Origin of the sequence: Halothiobacillus sp., assembly GCF_027346185.1 — a bacterium.
In the GTDB taxonomy this organism is placed as follows: Bacteria; Pseudomonadota; Gammaproteobacteria; order Halothiobacillales; family Halothiobacillaceae; genus Halothiobacillus.
The window spans coordinates 1-4,201 of record NZ_DAIESY010000163.1 but is presented as its reverse complement, the minus strand read 5'-3'; the positions used below and the strand labels follow the sequence as shown (position 1 = coordinate 4,201).

At 56.5% G+C, this 4,201-nt stretch carries 4 protein-coding genes and 1 pseudogene; 2 read left to right on the top strand and 3 right to left on the bottom strand.

Translation table 11 applies throughout. The features are described 5' to 3' along the window. The 3 genes and pseudogenes from M7R55_RS11480 to M7R55_RS11470 form a co-directional block, all read right to left on the bottom strand. A pseudogene (locus tag M7R55_RS11480) lies at positions 1 to 532 on the bottom strand (hypothetical protein); the annotation flags it as partial. A gap of 17 nt (positions 533 to 549) precedes the next feature. Then, the gene (locus M7R55_RS11475) at positions 550 to 1,461 is read right to left on the bottom strand and encodes an ImmA/IrrE family metallo-endopeptidase (protein WP_298220689.1); all 912 of its coding nucleotides are present in this window, start codon (positions 1,459 to 1,461) and stop codon (positions 550 to 552) included. Continuing rightward, on the bottom strand, positions 1,458 to 1,778 hold the full coding sequence (locus M7R55_RS11470) for a helix-turn-helix transcriptional regulator (RefSeq protein ID WP_298220687.1): 321 nt from the start codon (positions 1,776 to 1,778) through the stop codon (positions 1,458 to 1,460). The genes M7R55_RS11475 and M7R55_RS11470 overlap by 4 nt, the downstream gene beginning before the upstream one ends. A gap of 206 nt (positions 1,779 to 1,984) precedes the next feature. Between M7R55_RS11470 and M7R55_RS11465 the strand changes: the two genes are divergently transcribed. Together M7R55_RS11465 and M7R55_RS11460 are read left to right on the top strand one after the other, a co-directional pair. Next, positions 1,985 to 3,214, top strand: a complete 1,230-nt coding sequence (locus tag M7R55_RS11465; protein ID WP_298220684.1) for a hypothetical protein — start codon at positions 1,985 to 1,987, stop codon at positions 3,212 to 3,214. Continuing rightward, positions 3,177 to 4,181, top strand: coding sequence for a hypothetical protein (locus M7R55_RS11460; RefSeq protein ID WP_298220682.1), 1,005 nt, complete (start codon positions 3,177 to 3,179; stop codon positions 4,179 to 4,181). The genes M7R55_RS11465 and M7R55_RS11460 overlap by 38 nt, the downstream gene beginning before the upstream one ends. The last annotated feature ends 20 nt before the right edge of the window (positions 4,182 to 4,201 follow it).

Genomic DNA, 4,201 nt, shown 5'->3' with positions numbered 1-4,201 from the left:
CCAACAATTCCTGGTGACGGCCCGCCGTGTACAGGGACGCCAGACAGGCACTGGTGCCCTTGAAGAATCCATGGCCAGGCGCCTTAGGGCTCCAAACATTTTTAACAATGGGCATGAACTCATCGGCCCAGTGCGATGCCAACTCCGGGGTCACGCATAGCTCGCCCCAGTAGTCGCCCAGCAGTTCAATGTAGGGGATCCTGTCGTCCTGGAACGCTTGCCACAGGCGTTCCATCCAACGCTGGCGCAATGATGCGTCGACGTCTGCCTTGGCGATGAGGGGCACCAGTGTCTCGATGGCCTTGTTGACCGCCGAGCCCAAGGTGCCAGAAGAACTATCGACTTGTTCCAGCGCAGGCGAGAGCTTTTCCAACAGAGAGACAGCGCCTTCAGCCGCAAGCACTGGTTCCTGGCGTCCGACCAGTTTGATTTCCGCGAGGGCTTCCTTGATACGCTGGATCGGCGTGTCTGATCGCCAGCCGAAAGCGTGGCGGCGGAAACGGGTGCTGAACTGCCATTTGTGCGCGCTCATGGTCGATGCCTCATCTGTTACCGCACAGGGTATTGGCCATTGCGGACGAATCGATCAAAGGTGTCCTCCTCAGTTTCTTCGTCATCATGCTGAGGTCGTTGCCATTCAGCGTCGGGCATCAACAACAACGTCAGTGTGTAATCGTACTGGCCTGCCGCTCGGGTCATTTCGGTAATCGGCATGCCGGAAGGCTCGCGAGAAAACCAGGACTGCGCACGGCCAGTCCGATTATCAACCATGTCAACGGCGCTGTAGCTATGCGCCAGCGCATCGCGAGACAGTTCAATGGTGTTCCTGCGTGTCGCAAAGTAAGCGCCCGACTTCAGCGCTGCCATATTCGACTTGGCCCACAGCATATGATCATCACGGCTAGCCACCAGCACGGCGCGTTTGGGCGCAACTTCTATCCAGCGTAATGCTGCAGCAGCCAAGGAGACGCCATACCTGTCTGCGCAATGTCCCAACAGATCGAAACTGATCTGTTGGCCATCAACCTGGCGTCGAAAATCGTCCAGTGGCATCAACAATGTCGATGCGAACAGATCCGACTCAGCCTCGATGTCCCGTTCGTTGTTGTCACCCGTTTCGATGTCACCGTCACCACACTCAAAAAGATCCTGCTGATGGCGATGCAGGATGTAGTGACCGAACTCATGCGCGATCGTGAAACGCTTGCGACCTTCTGAATGAGTGGCGCTGTTGTAGAGGATCAACCACTTCGACCGCGTCTTGTTCGCTTTCAGCAAACCATCGAAACCGTCCAGATCTTCGCCTTGAACCTTGTCGATCGGCGAATCTGCAAAACATTGACGCGAATACTCCAGCGCCAGATCATCTACTTTGACCGGAAATCGTTCAGCGCCAAGTACCGCGTTGAGCATGGACGAGATACGGTTGGCCTCGGCCATGGGCTTTTTCGCATCCGTCATTCGTCTTCCCATGCGTCAAGAATCTTTCGGATCTTTTTCTTGTCCGGCTCGGACATGGCTTTGAACTTGCGAAAGAACGCTTCATCGAGCACGACCTCGTCCGGTGTGGCCGAGGACTCAGTGAGCAGGAATTCAGTAGTAACCTCGAGTGCCACCGCAATCTTGCTGATCTTCTCAGCCGACGGTTTTGGCTCGTCCTTGTTCTCCAGCTCCCAGATGTAGCTCTTGCTGGATTCGGTCAGTTCTGCCAGTTGTTCAAGGCTCAATTTTTTCTGCTTCCGCAAGGTGCGGATCTTGTCACCCAAAGGTGAAGGCACGTGTCTCTCCTGAATCTCTTGAATCGGGCCGCAAATATAACACAATACCGAACGAATCCGTAACTGCTTGACAAACCCATCATCGCTTTGAAATAATCATAAATGTTCGGCACACAGAACGCAATCGGTCTACACACCCCCAACAGGAAAAAGGGGCCGCCCGGGCTGGATTTCACCCGCTAAACACTTCAAGAAGGGGAATGACAATGAACGATGCTGAAAATCTATCCAAACTGCTCGGCCACATATCGCCGACCATCTTCCGCGATTTCATGGTCGACAAGTTCAAGGTGCCCTTGCCCGAATTGGACAAGAAGCAGGGCAAGCGTGAGCAGCGAGAAGGGATGACTGCGGTTCTCTCCGCCCTCGGGGTGAAGGAACGGCAACAACTGGAAGAAATGGCGGAGCGTATCGTTCTGCTGTCCGATGGCCCTGGCCAGGATGTGATCGACGGTTTCCGTGACGCCATCTTCGATGAGGAAAGCTTGAAAGAATTCATGGCGATCAACAATCAGTACGAACGCGCCTTGTGGTTCTACCTCAACGAGGCCGGGCTGTTCGAGGAAGCACTGAATGCCAGGCAGGCCGACGTATTCCGGCAAAGCTCATTCTGTTACTCCGGGTTTATTGCGCCCAAAAATCTGGCCGTGATGGATGATACTTCATCCCGGCTCGTCTTCCACCAGTCCATCGCCAAGCAGTTCGGTTGCTCAGAAGACGTCGTGGCGGTCCAGATCTTCAAGCGGCTGCGGCCGGATACGCATACTGGAGAGGACGTCGACCTCTACCAGATCAGCGTCCATCACAACCGACCGCCGGAAATCATCGATTGCGTCCAGGCCAGTGAACTGGTTTCGCAGGAGGTGATCCGGGCCGTCTCGTCCCACATCACCTACGAGCCGGCCAACGGGCATCTGGAGGTCCTGTCCAAGAATACTGACGGTCGCGAGGCACTGGCGCGCACCGTCGCCGACTGTCTGCTGAAATCGCCCATTACCGGAACCAAGATTCCATTGAAGCAGTACGATTATCAGAGCCTCGCCGCACTGCGCACTTTCGACATCTGCGGGGAGAACGTGGCCTCGGCAAAGGTGATTGAGCTCGGCTACACGGTTTCAGACCATCGGTCGCTGCTCGTGAAGATCGGGGCGAGGGATAACGACGACATCTATACCGCCTCCAGGTCGCTGATCAACTCCACGTTTGATTTCCGTCAGCACCACCTGAACTACGCCAAGATCTCCGTCCGCACCAGGAAGGTCGGCAAGGAACGGGCGCGAACGATCCCCATCGTCCTGCGTGAAGACAACCTGTGCAACATCAAGACCAAGCGAGAGAAGGATCGTGCCCTCTGCGACCGGCTTCTGGCCAAGTGGCTTCTGATAAAGGAGATCGGTAATGTCGTCGAAACGGTTGCCGACCCGATCGCTGCTTGACCTGATTGATCTGTTCGAGCGATCGATCCAGTCGATTTCCGATCTGGAAGGCCAGCGACTGCAGGGCGTTCCCGGTTGGGACGTCATCGGTAGAACGTCCCTGACCGCACCTGACATCGGCGAGTGGACGGAGTGCATCGGCTACGCCGGTCACTATCCGGCTCCGTGCGATGGGGATCGCATGCAGGTGGAACTCACCGAAGGCGACGACTCTGCACGCTACCAGTATCGCTGCCCCGAGACCTTCCGGAAAAAGTACGTTCCAGCCGAGATGGTGACGATCTACGCCGTGTCGCGGGACAGGCTACTCAATATGATCGCCGACCTGCTGGAAGTACCGCAGGTATTGAGGAGTGGTATCGAACGCCCCGCAATCCAGGGTGTACTCTGGCATCTGGGCAAGGCCCGCATCGGCCCGGCGATGGTCGATATCTGGTTCACCCGTGCCCTGGCCGAGACCGTCGATCAGGTGTTCCGCCACTTTCAGTCTACGGCAGTGCCCGAGCAGGGATTGATCCTCACGTCCGGAGCACCGCTACCAACCTTTGTCCGACCTCCCCGCAGTTACCGGTTTGCGACCATGCAACAGGTGTTGGTGGACTATGTGCCACAGCCCTGCATCGACATGACACTTTTGCATCGCATTTTGAGCCTGCCCGCCGACGGAGTTTTGCCGCCAGTGATGGCGGTGCACTTTGACGAGGTCGGCAACGTACTGACCATCCGCACCAAGAAAAAGCCCTGGCCCATCAAAGGGGTCCGCCAGGCTGCCGCCGTCAGGTACATGTACGAGCAGGCTCAACTCGACCGCTGGTTGCTTGATGCTGGAGAGATCCTCACAGCAGCTTATCCCGACAAGCAGGTCGGCAAGAGCCAGCGGATGCAGAACATCTTCAGCGGAAATGAAGAGTGGAAGGAATACATCTGCAATCCGCAAAAGGGGAAGTACTGCTTCTGCCTCGACTGATCCAGCACCGCTCCCCGTCA